The following is a 15,110-nucleotide window of genomic DNA, read 5'->3' as shown; positions in this document are numbered from 1 at the left end:
CGCGGTAGATCTCACTTTGCGTCAGGGCGCCAGCGCGCGATTATTTTCGATTGCCCGCCGGCTGAGGTATATTTCTCGTTTTACACATAAAAGCATTCAAGTTTTATCGAGGCGGCAGGAGAGCGAGCGCCCGGGAGCATAGCAATCTATGTGGCCGGGATGCGTGAGCGTGGCCAATACGGAGACAACTTGAAGGATGAAGTGTTTTTAGGAGACGTTATGCTGCCCGACTCATCAACCCGACTCAACAAATACATCAGTGAAAGCGGCATTTGCTCGCGTCGCGAGGCGGACCGCTACATTGAACAAGGCAACGTTTTCATCAACGGCAAGCGTGCGACCATTGGCGATCAGGTTGCCCCGGGCGATGTCGTGAAGGTTAACGGCCAGCTGATTGAGCCGCGTGAGGCGGAAGATCTGGTGTTTATCGCGCTGAATAAACCGGTGGGGATCGTCAGCACCACCGAGGACAGCGAGCGCGACAACATCGTCGATTTTGTGAACCACAGCAAGCGCGTTTTCCCGATCGGCCGACTGGATAAGGACTCTCAGGGACTGATCTTCCTGACCAACCATGGCGATCTGGTGAATAAGATCCTGCGCGCCGGTAACGATCACGAAAAAGAGTACCTGGTGACCGTCGATAAGCCGGTGACCGACGAGTTCGTGCGCGGACTGGGGGCGGGCGTACCGATTCTCGGCACGGTGACGAAGAAGTGCAAGGTGAGAAAAGAAGCGCCGTTCGTCTTCCGCATTACCCTGGTTCAGGGGCTTAACCGGCAGATTCGCCGGATGTGCGAACACTTTGGCTACGAGGTCATGAAGCTTGAGCGCACGCGAATTATGAATATCGGCCTGTCGGGATTACCCCTCGGCGAGTGGCGCGACCTGACGGATGATGAGCTGGTTGCGCTGTTTAAGCTGATTGAGAACTCCTCCTCTGAGGCCAAACCGAAGGCGAAAGCGAAGCCGAAAACGGCGGGCATCAAGCGCCCGGTGGTGAACGTGGAAAAGAGCAGCGAGAAAGGACGCCCGGCGGCAAACGGCAAACGTTTTAACCAGCCGGGACGTAAAAAGAAGGGGCGTTAGCGTCTGCCGCGCGTCGGCGTGCTCGCCGACCAGGAGAATGACGCGTCGCTGTCGGGTTTATAGGCCTGCTTTTTCTTTAACTGGCGGGCCTTTTTTGCCTCAGCTTCGCGCAGCACCATCAGCTTATCGATGTACTCTTTTTTTACGGCGTTGGTTTCTGCGTTGGTCAGCAGACGGCCGTGCGCGATTCTCGCCCGGTCAAGCAGCGTTTTCAGCTCGCGCTGCTCGCGTTCGGTCATATCTTGTTGCGTAATGCGGGGAAGTGCCATAGTAGAACCCTCAGTCAGCCGATAATTCAGTGTACGGCAATACCGGGTTGACTGACAGTCTGGATACCGCGCTAAGCGCAGTGAGGACGGGAAAACGCCCGGACAGGCGCGGCAAGCGGCCTGTCCGGGCGGTGAAGGCAGGGCGCTACTTCTCTTTCTTCCCGGTGGGCTTAGCGGACCAGTAGCCGGCCAGCAGCGATCCGGAAAGGTTGTGCCAGACCGAGAACAGCGCGCCGGGCAGGGCGGCAAGAGGACCAAAGTAGATTTTCCCCAGCGCCGCCGCCAGTCCTGAGTTTTGCATCCCCACCTCAATGGCCAGCGTGCGGCAGGTCGACTCATCAAAGCCAAACAGACGCCCGCCCCAGTAGCCGCCGAGCAGCCCGATGGCGTTATGCAGGATCACCGCGACAATCACCACCAGGCCTACGGAGGCGATGTGCGAAGCGGAGCCGGCGACGACGGCGCTGATGATCGCCAGAATGCAGAGCATGGAAAACGCGGGCAGGAACGGCTCGACCGCCTTGACCACCTTCGGCAGCAGGTGGTGAATAATCAGCCCCAGCGCAATCGGGATAACCACGATTTGCAGAATGCTGAGCAGCATGCCCGCGACGTCGACCTGAATATGCGCATCGACGTACAGGCGCGTCAGCAGCGGCGTTGCCACCACGCCAACCAGCGTGGAGACGGAAGAGATGGTGACCGAGAGCGCCACATCGCCTTTCGCCAGGTAGATCATCACGTTAGACGCCGTTCCGCTGGCAACGCTGCCCACCAGCACCATCCCGGCCGACAGCTCCGGCGGCATACGGAACAGCAGCGCCAGCGCCCAGGCGGCGAGCGGCATCACCAGGTAGTGCAGAAAAATCCCCGCCGCAACCGGCGCCGGGCGCGACAGCACGCGCTTAAAGTCGTCCAGCTTCAGGTGGACGCCCATCCCGAACATGATGAGCATCAGCAGGGTGGTGACCCAGGGGCCGATGGGGGTAAAGGTGCCCGGCGTGTAATAGGCCAGAACGGAGAGCAGCAGCGCCCAGAGCGGGAACAGCCGTGTCAGCATAGCGAGCATGTTGTTTTCCTTGCCATTGGCTCGTCATCTTCCAGGCCGGCTGCGCCCGCTGCCTGAACGATTGCGAGTAGGTTGTGTTGATATAGTTATAAAAAAGCCGGGTTCGAGCCCGGCTATAGGTAATATTTATCGCGTGGAGGAATATTATTCAAACAAATTATGATGCAGCTTCTGCACGACCTTCTCAGCATCGGCGCCCGGCACCAGGAAGCAGAGGTTATGGCTGGATGCGCCGTAGCAGATCATGCGAATGTTGAACGGCTCCAGCACGCCGAAGACCTCTTTGCCGACGCCGCAGGCGCGCGAAAGATCGTTGCCGATCAGGGCGACCAGCGCCAGATCCTGCTCTACCTCTACGCGGCACAGGGAGGAGAGCTCGGTGAGCAGCGCCTGGGTGAGCAGGGTATCGGTGGCGGAGGTTGAGCCGGTGGTATCCATGGTCAGGGCAATGCTGACTTCTGAGGTGGTGATCAGATCCACGGAGATATTATGGCGCGCCAGAATGCCGAACACTTCGGCGAGGAAGCCGCGGGAGTGCAGCATATTCAGGCTGTGCAGGGTCAGCAGGGTCTGGCGGCGGCGCAGCGCCAGCGCGCGGAACAGCGGCGGGTGTTCGGTTTTATTGCACACCAGGGTGCCGCCGGCTTTCGGCTCTTTGCTGGAGCCCACGAAGACCGGAATATCGCTACGCACTGCGGGAAGCAGCGTCGCCGGATGCAGCACCTTAGCGCCAAACGTCGCCATCTCGGCGGCTTCGGCAAAGGCGATAACGTCGATCCGTTTTGCCGCCGGGGCAACGCGCGGGTCGGTGGTGTAGATGCCCGGGACATCGGTCCAGATATCGACGCGGCTGGCGTTGAGGGCTTCACCCAGCAGGGCGGCGGTGTAATCACTGCCTCCGCGGCCGAGGGTGGTGGTGCGGCCTTTGGCTTCGCTACCGATAAAGCCCTGGGTGACCACCAGACCTTCGGCAAGGCGCGGCGTCAGCTGCAGCTGGGTGAGCTCTGCCAGGGCGGCGATATCGGGCTCGGCGCGGCCGAAGCGATCGCTGGTGCGCATCACTTTACGCACGTCAAACCACTGGGCGGCAATGCCGCGCTCGCGCAGGATTTCGACAAACAGCAGGGTAGACATCAGTTCGCCGTGGCTGACCAGCTCATCGGTCAGCGCCGTCGAGCTTGCCAGCGCCGCGGCTTCCGCCAGGGTGGTGATGTTCTCCAGCAGACGCTCGATCTCTTCGCGAATCACGTTGGGGTAGCGCAGGCGTTCGAGAATATTGAACTGAATCTGGCGCAGCGCCTCAAGCTTATCGAAACGCTCGGTGGGTTCCAGCCCGTCGGCTAAGGCAACCAGAAGATTGGTGACACCCGCAGAGGCGGACAGCACCACTACGCGAGTATTTTCATCAATCATCGCAACGTCAACGCTGCGGTTCATGGCATCGAAATCGGCAACGCTGGTGCCGCCGAATTTGGCTACAACTAAATCTGTCATAACAACCTCGTGTCAGGGGGGCCTGACTTATTAAAACGATTCCTGATTGGGTTTGGGCTGGACATAACCTAACAGTCATAAAATGTCTTAATAAGCCAGGCCAAATTATTCAGCCATGGCACAAGGGAAGAGCGAAAAACAGGGTGGGCGCAGAGGGATAAACAGCTACGATGTCACCCAGAAGTGCTCCACCTTGTAGACCCGTTCCCCGACCTTTTGCGTCAGTTCCTGAGTATGAAACGCCCGACTGCGAACGTTTCTGGTGACAACCCAGGGGATTCAGCCCCTGTGGCCGGTGATGAACGTACCAGACGCTCTTTCACCTCGGCGTTGCTCCCCCTCACGTATTTTCCCCGGACTGGTTCCTCCAATACGGTTACCTGGGCAACGCACCTCTTCTGGCAATTACCGACGTCTTTCACTTTGCCTGGGGTGCTGGTCACGATACCCCTGCAATACCCTTTCGCTGTAGCGTGAAATGCGCGAGCAATACATACCTGGTAATACGCAGGCAGTGCAGCTATATAAAGGCTTCGGAGGGGGTATGTCAACGCTGCGGTTATGCGGATTTTTCATGCGCGGGCGATTAACAGCAAAAAGCCTTATGATGAGCCCGGACGCACTCCGGCGGGCCGCCGCCCGGTGGCCGAAAGTCTGCCGCTCTGCCCGGCGCCCGTGGGCGGATCCCCGCGCGCGCTGTCGCGGGACGTTTTGCCCGCGTTTGTGTCTATACTGGTAGTGTTTTTTACCCTGATCTGACCCTGTTCCTGACGCGCGTCAACGGCATAACACAAAAATCATCACAATTTTTTGCCTCCGGCGCTACAATCGACCGCAGTCACAATTCTCAAATCAGAAGAGTATTGCTCATGAAAAACATCAACCCAACGCAGACATCTGCCTGGCAGGCGCTACAGAAACACTTTGATGAAATGAAAGACGTCACTATCAGCGAGCTTTTCGCTAACGATAGCGATCGTTTTACTAAGTTTTCCGCAACGTTCGACGATCTGATGCTGGTGGATTTCTCCAAAAACCGCATTACCGAAGAGACGCTGGCGAAACTGCAGGATCTGGCCAAAGAGACCGATCTGGCAGGCGCGATCAAATCGATGTTCTCCGGCGAGAAAATCAACCGTACCGAAGACCGTGCCGTGCTGCACGTCGCGCTGCGCAACCGGAGCAATACCCCAATCATCGTTGACGGCAAAGATGTGATGCCGGAAGTCAACGCGGTGCTGGAGAAGATGAAAACCTTCTCTGAAGCCATCATCTCCGGCAGCTGGAAAGGCTATACCGGCAAGGCGATTACCGACGTGGTTAACATCGGTATCGGCGGCTCCGACCTCGGTCCGTTTATGGTGACCGAAGCGCTGCGTCCGTACAAAAACCACCTCAATATGCACTTTGTTTCCAACGTCGACGGCACCCACATTGCGGAAGTGCTGAAAGGCGTGAACCCGGAAACGACGCTGTTCCTGGTGGCATCAAAAACCTTTACCACCCAGGAAACGATGACCAACGCCCACAGCGCACGCGACTGGTTCCTGGCAACGGCTGGCGATGACAAACACGTGGCGAAACACTTCGCGGCGCTCTCCACCAACGGCAAAGCGGTGGGCGAGTTTGGTATCGACACCGCCAACATGTTTGAATTCTGGGATTGGGTTGGCGGCCGCTACTCTCTGTGGTCAGCGATCGGCCTGTCGATCATCCTCTCCGTTGGTTTTGACAACTTCGTTGAGCTGCTGTCCGGCGCGCACGCGATGGATAAACACTTCTCCACCACGCCGGCGGAGCAAAACCTGCCGGTGCTGCTGGCGCTGATCGGGATCTGGTACAACAACTTCTTCGGCGCAGAAACCGAAGCGATTCTGCCGTACGACCAGTATATGCACCGCTTTGCTGCCTACTTCCAGCAGGGCAACATGGAATCTAACGGCAAATACGTTGACCGCAGCGGTAACGCCGTGGACTACCAGACCGGCCCGATTATCTGGGGTGAGCCGGGTACCAACGGCCAGCATGCGTTCTACCAGCTGATCCACCAGGGAACCAAAATGGTGCCGTGCGATTTCATCGCGCCAGCTGTAACGCACAACCCGCTCTCTGACCACCATCCGAAACTGCTGTCCAACTTCTTCGCGCAGACCGAAGCGCTGGCGTTCGGCAAATCGCGCGACGTGGTTGAGCAGGAGTATCGCGATCAGGGTAAAGATCCGGCAACGCTGGATCACGTGGTGCCGTTCAAAGTCTTCGAAGGTAACCGCCCGACTAACTCGATCCTGCTGCGTGAAATCACCCCGTTCAGCCTCGGCGCGCTGATTGCGCTGTATGAGCATAAGATCTTCACCCAGGGCGCGATCCTCAACATCTTCACCTTCGACCAGTGGGGCGTTGAGCTGGGTAAACAGCTGGCTAACCGCATTCTGCCGGAGCTGAAAGATGGCGCGGACGTCAGCAGCCACGATAGCTCGACCAACGGTCTGATTAACCGCTATAAATCCTGGCGCGCGTAATCAGCGTTAATCCGCTTCAATGCCGGCCTCAGGGCCGGCATTTTTTATGGCAGACGGCGCAATAATTTCGCCGGATTCCCCGCCCACACGCCTTTCTCGGTAATCGACCGGGTGACCACGCTGCCCGCGCCGATCACCGCGCCGTCGCAGATGCTGACCGCCAGAATGGTAGCTCCGCTGCCGATAGAGACATCGTTGCCCACCACGATTCTTCCCCAGCTCTCGCGATCGGCGTTGGGCTTACCGTCGCGAAACATATCGTTGGCAAACATCACCCCGTGGCCGATAAAACAGCGCTCGCCGAGGGTCACATACTCGCAGATAAAGGTATGGGACTGGATTTTGGTGTCCGCGCCAACCGACGTATTGCCCTGAATCTCGACGAAAGGGCCGACGAAGACGTTATCGCCGAGGCGACAGTCGTACAGGTTAGCGGGCTGGTAGATCACCACATTTTCACCGCTTTCGACGTTGCGAACGCCGGTATCACGAAGCGTAGGCATCATTCCTCTCCGATTCGTTTAGCCAGAATATGAATGGTGCTCTGCTGGGTGGCGGAGCGAAAGACGGTGTCTTTAAGATGCCGCATGCCCTGGCGCTCATAGAAGCGCCGGGCGCCGCTATTGGCGGCCAGCACCTCCAGCCACAGCCAGCGCTCGCCCTCGGCTTTGGCCCGCGCTTCGACGGCGCTAAAAAGCCGTTCGCCGTAGCGATGCCCCGTTTCGCCGGGCAGCAGATAGAGCTTATGCAGCAGGGTGCCCTGCGGGCCATCGGGCTCAATTTGCTGGCGATGCGCGTATTTGGCGAATCCTACCGGGCGCTGCGCTTCGGCAATCAGCCAGCGGCAGTTTGCCTCGGCCAGGCTGCGCTGCAGGGCTTCGGCGGCATACTCCTGCTGGAGAAAGTGCTCCAGCTCGCTGGCGCTGTGCCAGAGGTGGGTGAAGTGGTGGCGATAGCTGGCGTAGCCCATTTCACCGAGCAGGGTTGCGTCCTCCCGCTGCGCCGTACGTATTGTCAGCATGGTTGTCTCCTTTTTAACCCGCCAGTGTGGCAAGTGATTGTTACATTTGGCGCAACGGACGCAAAAAGTTAACGAATAATATCGATCTGGATCACGTTTTTGCGTTATACAGATCGCAGGAACAATGAATATAAGAGGTGTGAATATGCCGTCGGTCTATCGTCCGCTGGTGAATTTTGTTGCGAAGGCCATGCAGGCCGTTCTGAATCTGGCGCTGCTGTGCCTGGGCGTGATTCTGGTGGTCTTTCTCGGCAAGGAGACCTTCCATCTGGCGCACGTGCTGTTTACCCCGGAGCCGGTGAGCAAGTACAAGCTGGTAGAAGGGCTGGTGGTCTATTTTCTCTATTTCGAGTTTATCGCGCTGATTGTGAAGTACTTTGAGTCCGGCTTTCATTTCCCGCTGCGCTATTTCGTCTACATCGGTATTACCGCGATTGTGCGCCTGATAATCGTTGACCACGAGTCGCCGATGGCGGTGCTGATCTACTCCGCGGCGATCCTGCTGCTGGTGATTACGCTGTGGCTGTGTAACTCCAATCGCCTGAAACGCGAATAAAAAAAAGCGGCCTCTAAGGGCCGCTGACCAACAGTCACAAATTTAATTTATGTAGGGTCCAGTTGAGGATAGCAGTGGCATTTGCCTTACTTTTTCAGCTGAGGGCGATAGTTGCCGTACCCGGTTGGGGTTCGTGTACGGCAACTAAGTCACCGTCCCTCCTCTGAAATTTGGGGCGGGTATAACGATGAAACTTAACCTTTCACCCCGCCTGCCGTCAGGCCGTTCACCAGCCAGCGCTGCGCCAGCAGGAAGACCACGGTAATCGGGATAGCAGAGAGCACCGCCGCCGCGGCAAAGTCGCCCCACAGGTAGTTCTGCGGGTTGAGGTACTGCTGCATGCCAACCGCCAGGGTATAGCTGTTCACATCGCGCAGCAGCAGGGACGCAACCGGGACTTCGGTAATTGCGGCGATAAACGACAGAATAAAGACCACCGCCAGAATCGGCACCGACAGCGGCAGCAGAACCAGACGGAAGGCCTGCCACGGCGTCGCGCCGTCCAGCGCGGCCGCTTCTTCCAGCGAACCGTCGATGGTTTCGAAGTAGCCTTTAATGGTCCAGACGTGCAGCGCGATGCCGCCCATATAGGCGAAGATAACGCCGCCGTGGGTGTTGAGGCCGACAAACGGCAGATACTGGCCGAGGCGGTCAAACAGGGCGTACAGGGCAACCAGCGACAGCACCGCCGGGAACATCTGGAAAATCAGCATCCCTTTCAGCAGGGTGGCCTTGCCCGGGAAGCGCATACGGGCGAAAGCGTAGGCGCAGGTAGTGGAGAGCGCCACGATACCGATGGCGGTGATCCCGGCAACCTTCACCGAGTTCCACAGCCACAGCAGCACCGGGAACGGCGGCGGGGTGACGCGGCCGTCCGCATGCTCAACGCTAAAGCCGAGCGCCAGGCGCCAGTGTTCCCAGGAGATCTGATCCGGGATCAGGCTGCCGGTGGCGAAGTTACCTTCGCGCAGGGAGATGGCGATAACCATCAGCAGCGGGAACATAATCGCCGCGATAAAAATGAGCAGCAGGAGGTGCGTGGTGAAGAGACGCAGCTTCTGAGATTTGGGTTGTACCATAGCCATAATATTTTTATTCCCCTTGATACCGCTCCAGGCTATCTCACTTGCCATTTTGAACCCGGGCAGTGCTCATCATCCTCACGTACTACGTGTACGCTCCGGTTCTTGCGCGCTGGCCGGGCCTAAACTGGCCGCTTCAATGACGCCTGGCCATTCCAGTTAGTCGAATTTCATTCGTGTGGCTTTCAGGTTAACAATCGCCAGCACGCCTACCAGCAGGAAGATCAGCGTAGCGATAGCCGCCGCGAGGCCGAAGTCCTGACCGCCGCCGCCTTCGAAGGCGATGCGGTAGGTGTAGCTCACCAGCAGGTCGGTATAGCCGGCCGGCGTGGTGGTGCCGAGGCGATCCGGGCCGCCGTTGGTTAACAGCTGAATCAGCACGAAGTTGTTAAAGTTAAAGGCGAAGCTGGCGATCATCAGCGGCGTAAGCGGCTTGATCAGCAGCGGCAGCGTAATTTTAAAGAAGTTCTGGAACGGACCGGCGCCGTCCATTGCCGACGCTTCATACAGGTCGTCAGGAATGGCTTTCAGCAGGCCCATGCACAGGATCATCATGTACGGGTAGCCCAGCCAGGTATTGACGATAACAATCATCGAACGCGCGGTGGTCGGGTCGCTAAACCAGGCCGGCTTAATGCCGAACAGCGCGCTGAGCATCATGTTGATCTCACCGAAGCTCTGGTTGAACAGCCCTTTGAAAATCAGAATCGAGATAAACGACGGTACCGCGTAGGGCAGAATCAGCAGGACGCGATAAATCGCTTTCCCTTTCAGGGACTCCCACTGCACGAGGCAGGCGAGGATCATGCCGACCGCGACGGTCAGAATAACGGTCAGTATTGAGAAGACCACCGTCCAGACGAAGATGGCGAAGAACGGCTTCTGGATCCCTTCATCGGTAAAGACGCGGGTGAAGTTATCCCAGCCAATGCTCACGGTGTAGCCCGGGCTGAGCTTCTCGCTGCTCCAGCTGCCGTCGGCGTTGATGGACTGATAGAAGCCGACTTTGTTGTTCGGCCGGTATTTGACGCCGCTCTGGTTGTTGGTCAGCTCGCCGTCGGCCGCCAGGGTATACAGCGGCTGGGTGCCGGAGAACTGACGCAGCGAGCTCATGATGACCTTGCTGTCGTCTGGCAGCACGGCGGTCAGCTGGTTCAGCGCGGTACGGTTCTGGGTGATCGCGCGCAGGTTGGCGCGCTCGCCTTCCGGCTGCGCATCGGCCTCTTTCAGGGCCAGCTTCTGCTCACCGCCGAGCTTAAAGGCGTCGGAAACGTAATTCTTGCCGCTGTCGCCGTCGGTCAGCGCCAGCTTCCACTCATCTCCCGCCGGGTACAGCGAAAAGTTGTAGGCTTTGCCGGCCTGGAAGGAGCGGTCCATCAGCACTTCCTGAGCGCGCTCGAAGGTCAGCTGGTTGGTGCTGCTGTAGTTGGTAAAGGCGATAGCAATGGTGCAGATCAGCGGAAACAGGACGAACAGCCCCATCCCGGCGAGACCCGGATAGACATAGCGCCAGGCATAGGCCTTGCGGTTGGAAAAGATATACAGACCAGCCGAGCTTAAAATCAGCGTCAGGATGGCAAACAGGTACTCCCCCTGGGCGTACATCAAAACAACAAGGTAACCCACCAGCAGGCACAGCAAGCCAATCACAGACCATGTCAGCTGCGGGCTTTGCCACCAGTGTTTCTTTTTAACGACATCCATGGGGATCATCCTCTACAACGTATTTTGTTCTCCCTCTCCCCTCAGGAGAGAGGGCCCGGATCGGGCGGCGGCTGCCGGCCGGGATCCTGACCCGCTCCCGAGAAGGGGGAGGGGACTAGCAGGTTACTTAGTGATACGAGCCTGTGCGTCTTTCAGCGCGGCATCGACGGTCTGACGACCGCTAGCTGCGTTGATAACCGCGGTGCGTACGGCATACCAGAAGGCGGACATCTGCGGAACGTTCGGCATGATTTCGCCTTTCTGGGCGTTCGCCATGGTGGCGGCGATACGCGGATCTTTTTCCAGTTTCTCCTGGAAGGATTTCAGCGCAACGGCGCCCAGCGGTTTATCCTTGTTCACTTCATCCAGACCCTGATCGGTCAGCAGGTAGTTTTCGAGGAACTCTTTCGCCAGCTCTTTGTTCGGGCTGGCGGCGTTGATACCGGCGCTCAGTACGCCGACGAACGGTTTAGACGCCTTGCCTTTGAAGGTTGGCAGCAGCGTTACGCCGTAGTTGATTTTGCTCTTATCGATGTTGGCCCACGCCCACGGACCGTTGATGGTCATCGCGGTATCGCCCTTGTTGAACGCCGCTTCAGCGATGGAGTAATCGGTATCAGCATTCATGTGTTTGTTCTTGATCAGATCGACCAGGAAGGTCAGACCCGCTTTCGCGCCAGCGCTGTCCACGCCGACGTCTTTCACATCATATTTGCCGTTTTCAAGCTTGAAGGCGTAGCCACCGTCGGCGGCGATCAGCGGCCAGGTGAAGTACGGTTCCTGCAGGTTGAACATCAGCGCGCTCTTACCTTTCGCCTTCAGCGTTTTATCCAGCGCCGGGATCTCTTCCCAGGTTTTCGGCGGATTCGGAACCAGGTCTTTGTTGTAAATCAGCGACAGCGCTTCAACCGCGATTGGGTAAGCGATCAGCTTGCCGTTATAGCGTACCGCGTCCCAGGTAAACGGATAGAGTTTGTCCTGGAAAGCTTTGTCCGGGGAGATCTCGGCCAGCAGACCGGACTGCGCGTAGCCGCCGAAGCGGTCGTGTGCCCAGAAGATAATATCCGGGCCATCGCCGGTTGCCGCAACCTGCGGGAATTTCTCTTCCAGCTTATCCGGGTGCTCGATGGAGACCTTAATCCCGGTGTCTTTTTCAAACTTTTTGCCCACTTCAGCGAGGCCGTTATAGCCCTTGTCGCCGTTAATCCAGATTACCAGCTTACCTTCTTCAATTTTGGCGAGGGCAGAGGCGGAAAACATCATCGTGGTCAGTGCTGACAGCGCGAGGATGCGGGCGCCGGTTTTGATTTTCATATACCAGTCCTTTTTGGTGATGTGCTCGTGGATACACTTAGGTGGCTTAACGGTGATGAGTTTCCTTTTTTAACAACCCCTTTCCATCCTCCCCATGTCTACGCCCCACCCGTAGTTTGTGTGATCTGGCTTGCAGAAACGCCGGTATTGGGGCGTGGAGCACATAAAAAGGCGGCTATTTTTGCAACCTGCGTCACGAAATTGACTTTGGCGTGCCATCCCCCGCAGTGAGAGGCAATCTCTCATCCTCCCGTCTCCTCCCCCATAAAAAAGCCGGGGGTGGAGGATTCACCAGGTTAATGAATGCCGCATAGTCAGCCCATCTTGAATGTGTCTTTAAGTGACAGGTTGTAACGAAGGGAGATGGGCATGGCGAGCGTACAGCTGCGAAATATAACGAAAGCCTGGGGCGACGTGGTGGTATCGAAAGATATCAATCTCGACATCCAGGAAGGGGAGTTCGTGGTGTTTGTCGGGCCATCGGGCTGCGGCAAATCTACCCTGCTGCGTATGATCGCCGGGCTGGAAACCATAACCAGCGGTGATTTGTTTATCGGCGAAACCCGGATGAACGACATCCCACCCGCAGAACGCGGCATCGGCATGGTCTTCCAGTCTTACGCGCTCTACCCTCATCTCTCCGTCGCGGAAAATATGTCTTTCGGCCTGAAGCTGGCCGGCGCCAAAAAAGATGTGATCAACCAGCGCGTCACTCAGGTGGCTGAAGTGCTGCAGCTGGCGCACCTGCTTGAGCGTAAGCCAAAGGCGCTTTCCGGCGGCCAGCGTCAGCGCGTGGCCATCGGTCGTACCCTGGTGGCGGAGCCTCGCGTCTTCCTGCTGGATGAACCGCTTTCAAACCTCGATGCCGCGCTGCGCGTGCAGATGCGTATCGAAATCTCCCGCCTGCACAAGCGGCTGGGACGCACGATGATTTACGTGACCCACGATCAGGTTGAAGCGATGACCCTGGCCGACAAGATTGTGGTGCTGGATGCAGGTCGCGTCGCGCAGGTAGGGAGACCGCTTGAGCTGTATCACTACCCGGCCGATCGCTTCGTTGCGGGCTTTATTGGCTCGCCGAAGATGAACTTCCTGCCGGTAAAAGTCACCGCAACCGCCATTGAGCAGGTTCAGGTAGAGCTGCCAAACCGCCAGCAAATTTGGCTGCCGGTGGACAGCGCCCGCGTTCAGGTTGGCGCAAACATGTCCTTAGGCATCCGCCCGGAACATCTGCTGCCCAGCGATATCGCCGACGTGACCCTCGAAGGGGAAGTGCAGGTGGTTGAGCAGCTTGGTCACGAAACGCAAATTCATATCCAGATCCCAGCCATCCGTCAGAACCTGGTCTACCGCCAGAACGACGTGGTGTTGGTAAAAGAGGGAGCCACATTCGCTATCGGTTTGCCACCGGAACGTTGCCATTTATTCCGTGAGGATGGCACGGCGTGTCGTCGGTTGCATCAAGAGCCGGGCGTGTAAGGCTTCCCATTAAAAAAAAACGCGAACCCCTTAGCGCTGCAGCAGGCAGAACGACGGGCGAAGTGTTCAAAGAAAAGCAATGATCTCAGGAGATAGAATGATGATTACTCTGCGCAAACTTCCACTGGCGGTCGCCGTCGCGGCAGGCGTTATGTCTGCCCAGGCGATGGCCGTCGATTTCCACGGCTATGCTCGTTCCGGCATCGGCTGGACCGGCAGCGGCGGTGAACAGCAGTGCTTCCAGGCAACCGGTGCTCAAAGTAAATACCGTCTTGGTAACGAATGTGAAACCTATGCGGAATTAAAACTGGGCCAGGAAGTATGGAAAGAAGGTGATAAGAGCTTCTACTTCGATACCAACGTCGCGTACTCCGTATCGCAGCAGAATGACTGGGAATCAACCAGCCCGGCATTCCGTGAAGCCAACGTGCAGGGTAAAAACCTGATCGACTGGCTGCCAGGTTCCACCATCTGGGCCGGTAAGCGTTTCTACCAGCGTCATGACGTTCATATGATCGACTTCTACTACTGGGATATTTCAGGTCCTGGTGCTGGTATCGAAAACATCGATCTGGGCTTCGGTAAGCTGTCTATGGCGGCAACCCGTTCTTCTGAGTCCGGCGGTTCTGCCACCTTCGCTGACCGCGATGCGCTGGGCAACCGTATTTATGACAACATCGTGCCGAACGACGTCTTCGACGTGCGTTTAGCGCAGATGGAAATCAACCCAGGCGGTACCCTGGAGCTCGGCGTTGACTACGGTCACACCAACGTTCCGGATAACTACTACCTGCAGCCGGACGCGTCTAAAGACGGCTGGATGCTGACCGCTGAACACACCCAGAGCATGCTGAAGGGCTACAACAAGTTTGTGCTGCAGTACGCAACCGACGCAATGACCTCCAACGGTAAAGGCGTTCCGCAGGGCGGCAGCATCAACAACGACGGTACCATGTGGCGCGTGCTTGACCACGGCGCGATCTCGCTGGGCGATAGCTGGGATCTGATGTACGTCGGTATGTACCAGGATATCAACCTCGACAACAACAACGGCACCAAATGGTGGACCGTCGGCGTACGTCCAATGTACAAATGGACGCCGATCATGAGCACCCTGCTGGAAGTTGGCTACGACAACGTAGAATCGCAGAAAACCGGCGACAACAACAACCAGTACAAAATCACCCTGGCACAGCAGTGGCAGGCTGGCGACAGCATCTGGTCGCGTCCGGCAATCCGCGTATTCGCAACCTACGCCAAGTGGGATGAGAAATGGGGCTATGCGAACGGCGACTCCGGTACTGGCTACACCTCCGGCGTGGCGTATAACGACACCTCTGCGAAGACCTTCAGCCGTGGCGATAACGACGAGTGGACCTTCGGTGCCCAGATGGAAATCTGGTGGTAATCCTGCCTGACCTGTCATGACCAAAAGAGGGGCGCAAGCCCCTCTCTATCTTAGGCCCTGCGAGCTATTGCCTGGCTACCGCTCGGCCATCGGAATTGAGGTGATA

The 15,110-nt window shown here is 57.5% G+C and carries 13 protein-coding genes and 1 riboswitch; of the genes, 5 read left to right on the top strand and 8 right to left on the bottom strand.

The window, feature by feature from the left end; all coding sequences use genetic code 11:
- The first annotated feature begins 219 nt into the window (after window positions 1-219).
- Window positions 220-1,089, top strand: coding sequence for a 23S rRNA pseudouridine(2604) synthase RluF (gene rluF, locus MMW58_RS27210; RefSeq protein ID WP_041143577.1), 870 nt, complete (start codon window positions 220-222; stop codon window positions 1,087-1,089).
- On the opposite strand, the gene MMW58_RS27205 is transcribed toward rluF, so the two are convergent.
- From MMW58_RS27205 to lysC, 3 genes are all read right to left on the bottom strand, one after another.
- Window positions 1,086-1,358, bottom strand: a complete 273-nt coding sequence (locus tag MMW58_RS27205; protein WP_041143578.1) for a YjbD family protein — start codon at window positions 1,356-1,358, stop codon at window positions 1,086-1,088. The genes rluF and MMW58_RS27205 overlap by 4 nt on opposite strands.
- A gap of 145 nt (window positions 1,359-1,503) precedes the next feature.
- Window positions 1,504-2,427 carry a ketopantoate/pantoate/pantothenate transporter PanS gene (panS, locus tag MMW58_RS27200; protein ID WP_133601261.1) on the bottom strand — a complete coding sequence of 308 codons (924 nt, stop codon included), beginning with the start codon at window positions 2,425-2,427 and terminating at the stop codon, window positions 1,504-1,506.
- Window positions 2,428-2,571: 144 nt separating this feature from the next.
- Window positions 2,572-3,921, bottom strand: coding sequence for a lysine-sensitive aspartokinase 3 (lysC, locus tag MMW58_RS27195; protein ID WP_241722486.1), 1,350 nt, complete (start codon window positions 3,919-3,921; stop codon window positions 2,572-2,574).
- A 173-nt stretch (window positions 3,922-4,094) separates the two neighbouring features.
- Window positions 4,095-4,327: riboswitch (Lysine riboswitch) on the bottom strand.
- 463 nt (window positions 4,328-4,790) lie between these two features.
- Between lysC and pgi the strand changes: the two genes are divergently transcribed.
- Window positions 4,791-6,440: a glucose-6-phosphate isomerase gene (gene pgi, locus MMW58_RS27190; RefSeq protein WP_045853470.1), complete on the top strand. Its 1,650-nt coding sequence runs from the start codon at window positions 4,791-4,793 to the stop codon at window positions 6,438-6,440.
- A gap of 44 nt (window positions 6,441-6,484) precedes the next feature.
- Here the strand turns inward: pgi and MMW58_RS27185 are convergent, their stop codons facing one another.
- Together MMW58_RS27185 and MMW58_RS27180 are read right to left on the bottom strand one after the other, a co-directional pair.
- Window positions 6,485-6,943 (bottom strand): acyltransferase, encoded by a 459-nt coding sequence (locus MMW58_RS27185; RefSeq protein WP_041143581.1) that lies wholly within the window; start codon window positions 6,941-6,943, stop codon window positions 6,485-6,487.
- A complete protein-coding gene (locus MMW58_RS27180) occupies window positions 6,943-7,461 on the bottom strand; it encodes a GNAT family N-acetyltransferase (protein WP_241722485.1) in 519 nt (172 codons plus the stop codon). Before MMW58_RS27180 ends, MMW58_RS27185 begins: the two co-directional genes overlap by 1 nt.
- Window positions 7,462-7,606: 145 nt before the next feature.
- Here MMW58_RS27180 and psiE point away from each other — a divergent pair, with 145 nt between their 5' ends.
- Complete coding sequence (gene psiE, locus MMW58_RS27175; RefSeq protein ID WP_045853514.1) at window positions 7,607-8,017, top strand: phosphate-starvation-inducible protein PsiE; 411 nt, start codon at window positions 7,607-7,609, stop codon at window positions 8,015-8,017.
- Window positions 8,018-8,211: 194 nt separating this feature from the next.
- On the opposite strand, the gene malG is transcribed toward psiE, so the two are convergent.
- From malG to malE, 3 genes are all read right to left on the bottom strand, one after another.
- Window positions 8,212-9,102 carry a maltose ABC transporter permease MalG gene (malG, locus tag MMW58_RS27170; RefSeq protein ID WP_041143584.1) on the bottom strand — a complete coding sequence of 297 codons (891 nt, stop codon included), beginning with the start codon at window positions 9,100-9,102 and terminating at the stop codon, window positions 8,212-8,214.
- A gap of 156 nt (window positions 9,103-9,258) precedes the next feature.
- A complete protein-coding gene (gene malF / locus MMW58_RS27165) occupies window positions 9,259-10,803 on the bottom strand; it encodes a maltose ABC transporter permease MalF (RefSeq protein WP_123710013.1) in 1,545 nt (514 codons plus the stop codon).
- 123 nt (window positions 10,804-10,926) lie between these two features.
- The gene (gene malE / locus MMW58_RS27160) at window positions 10,927-12,117 is read right to left on the bottom strand and encodes a maltose/maltodextrin ABC transporter substrate-binding protein MalE (protein ID WP_123710012.1); all 1,191 of its coding nucleotides are present in this window, start codon (window positions 12,115-12,117) and stop codon (window positions 10,927-10,929) included.
- Between the two features lie 369 nt (window positions 12,118-12,486).
- Between malE and malK the strand changes: the two genes are divergently transcribed.
- Complete coding sequence (malK, locus tag MMW58_RS27155) at window positions 12,487-13,596, top strand: maltose/maltodextrin ABC transporter ATP-binding protein MalK (RefSeq protein ID WP_133601257.1); 1,110 nt, start codon at window positions 12,487-12,489, stop codon at window positions 13,594-13,596.
- A 97-nt stretch (window positions 13,597-13,693) separates the two neighbouring features.
- Window positions 13,694-15,004, top strand: a complete 1,311-nt coding sequence (locus tag MMW58_RS27150) for a maltoporin (protein ID WP_133601256.1) — start codon at window positions 13,694-13,696, stop codon at window positions 15,002-15,004.
- Window positions 15,005-15,110 lie beyond the last annotated feature (106 nt).

It is taken from the genome of Klebsiella sp. HC6, assembly GCF_022605325.1.
Lineage (GTDB): Bacteria > Pseudomonadota > Gammaproteobacteria > Enterobacterales > Enterobacteriaceae > Klebsiella > Klebsiella terrigena.
The sequence above is the reverse complement of the archived record's forward strand: the minus strand, read 5'-3'. Positions and strand labels throughout refer to the sequence as shown.

What these genes read in the sequence shown, in the direction of transcription:
- panS (WP_133601261.1), bottom strand. Translation starts at nt 2,427, where the DNA reads ATGCTCGCTATGCTGACACGGCTGTTCCCGCTCTGGGCGCTGCTGCTC.
- malG (WP_041143584.1), bottom strand. Translation starts at nt 9,102, where the DNA reads ATGGCTATGGTACAACCCAAATCTCAGAAGCTGCGTCTCTTCACCACG.
- psiE (WP_045853514.1), top strand. Translation starts at nt 7,607, where the DNA reads ATGCCGTCGGTCTATCGTCCGCTGGTGAATTTTGTTGCGAAGGCCATG.
- malE (WP_123710012.1), bottom strand. Translation starts at nt 12,117, where the DNA reads ATGAAAATCAAAACCGGCGCCCGCATCCTCGCGCTGTCAGCACTGACC.
- MMW58_RS27185 (WP_041143581.1), bottom strand. Translation starts at nt 6,943, where the DNA reads ATGCCTACGCTTCGTGATACCGGCGTTCGCAACGTCGAAAGCGGTGAA.
- malK (WP_133601257.1), top strand. Translation starts at nt 12,487, where the DNA reads ATGGCGAGCGTACAGCTGCGAAATATAACGAAAGCCTGGGGCGACGTG.
- MMW58_RS27150 (WP_133601256.1), top strand. Translation starts at nt 13,694, where the DNA reads ATGATGATTACTCTGCGCAAACTTCCACTGGCGGTCGCCGTCGCGGCA.
- malF (WP_123710013.1), bottom strand. Translation starts at nt 10,803, where the DNA reads ATGGATGTCGTTAAAAAGAAACACTGGTGGCAAAGCCCGCAGCTGACA.
- lysC (WP_241722486.1), bottom strand. Translation starts at nt 3,921, where the DNA reads ATGACAGATTTAGTTGTAGCCAAATTCGGCGGCACCAGCGTTGCCGAT.
- MMW58_RS27205 (WP_041143578.1), bottom strand. Translation starts at nt 1,358, where the DNA reads ATGGCACTTCCCCGCATTACGCAACAAGATATGACCGAACGCGAGCAG.
- rluF (WP_041143577.1), top strand. Translation starts at nt 220, where the DNA reads ATGCTGCCCGACTCATCAACCCGACTCAACAAATACATCAGTGAAAGC.
- MMW58_RS27180 (WP_241722485.1), bottom strand. Translation starts at nt 7,461, where the DNA reads ATGCTGACAATACGTACGGCGCAGCGGGAGGACGCAACCCTGCTCGGT.
- pgi (WP_045853470.1), top strand. Translation starts at nt 4,791, where the DNA reads ATGAAAAACATCAACCCAACGCAGACATCTGCCTGGCAGGCGCTACAG.